This window comes from Ensifer aridi (assembly GCF_002078505.1).
Taxonomy (GTDB): domain Bacteria; phylum Pseudomonadota; class Alphaproteobacteria; order Rhizobiales; family Rhizobiaceae; genus Sinorhizobium; species Sinorhizobium aridi.
The window spans coordinates 1-1,146 of sequence record NZ_LUAV01000012.1; the positions used below are offsets into that span (position 1 = coordinate 1).

Here is a 1,146-nt window from a genome sequence, read left to right on the forward strand (position 1 = left end):
CGGTGGCGACGGTGGCGACGGTGGCGACGGTGACGGCTAACGCAAAGGCGGCGGTAAGTAAGCAACAATGGCCGCCGCAGTGGCAACGGCCATTGAACCTGGCAACTCCAAGAAGAGTGACAGCGACAGTTGAGGGCCGCGTCGGCGTGATCGGTCCCGGTGGGCGGCACTAGGAAAGCGGCAGCTTTCCTGTGCATTCTGCTCCAGGGCGGCGCTCGGGCTAGAGGTCGGCCGAGACTGGGAAAGTGATAAGCCAGGGCGCTTACCCAGCAACATCAACGGCAATTCTTGAAGGGCGGCTCCTGCAGGCCGCCCTTCCTTCTTGGAACCCCCACAGAGGCGGGTCAGTGCGACAACCTTTCAGAAACTCCTCGCCCCGATAATGCCCTCGCAATCGAGGACCGAATCGCATGGCCAAGGGAACTTCCAGGAGACGCAAGCGCAGCACCAGCCGGAAGGGCAGCCGGGGCGGCATGGCGGCTTGGTATCTCGCGGCAATCGTGATCGTCGGCGGGATCGTCGCCTATGATCACCGGGAGAAACTCGGGGACCTGTCTGCCGGGCGGGAAATCGCGGCGCTGCTTGCCGAGCCGGCACGGACGCCGAAAGCCGCAGCTACGCCCGCAAGACCGAAGGAACAGACCGGGTCGATCGTCAGGAAACCGGCATTGGCTGTGCCCTCGCCCATCGAACGGCCGATGGAACAGGTGCCGGAGTCCACCGCTCCGCGCCCGGTCGATAACGGCACATTCTATTTCTGCGGCATCCGCCACGACAACTGCGTCATCGATGGGGACACCTTCCTCTTCAATGGCGAAAGGATCCTGATTGCCGATATCGACGCGCCCGAGACGAAGCTGGCGAAGTGCGACGAGGAGCGCTCGCGTGGCTCCCATGCCAAGGCACGCCTTCGCGAACTCCTGAACGCCGGCAAATTCACGCTGGTCGCATCGCAGGGGAAGATCGGCGCCGACGAAGCCGGCAAGCCGCGACTGGTGGTGAGAGACGGCAAGTCGCTGGGCGACACCCTGATCTCGGAGGGCCTCGTCAGAAGAAGGACCGGCAGCCGTCTCTCCTGGTGCGGCCAATCCGGGGGCCGCGCTTCCGGCTGAGCCACCTTGGGTATCCACTACAGCGCCGCGCGTC

The 1,146-nt window shown here is 64.6% G+C and carries 1 protein-coding gene; it reads left to right on the forward strand.

The window, feature by feature from the left end:
* Positions 1-410: 410 nt before the first annotated feature.
* Entirely contained in the window at positions 411-1,112 is a 702-nt protein-coding gene (locus AYK65_RS10115; protein WP_081158285.1) for a thermonuclease family protein, read from the forward strand.
* The last annotated feature ends 34 nt before the right edge of the window (positions 1,113-1,146 follow it).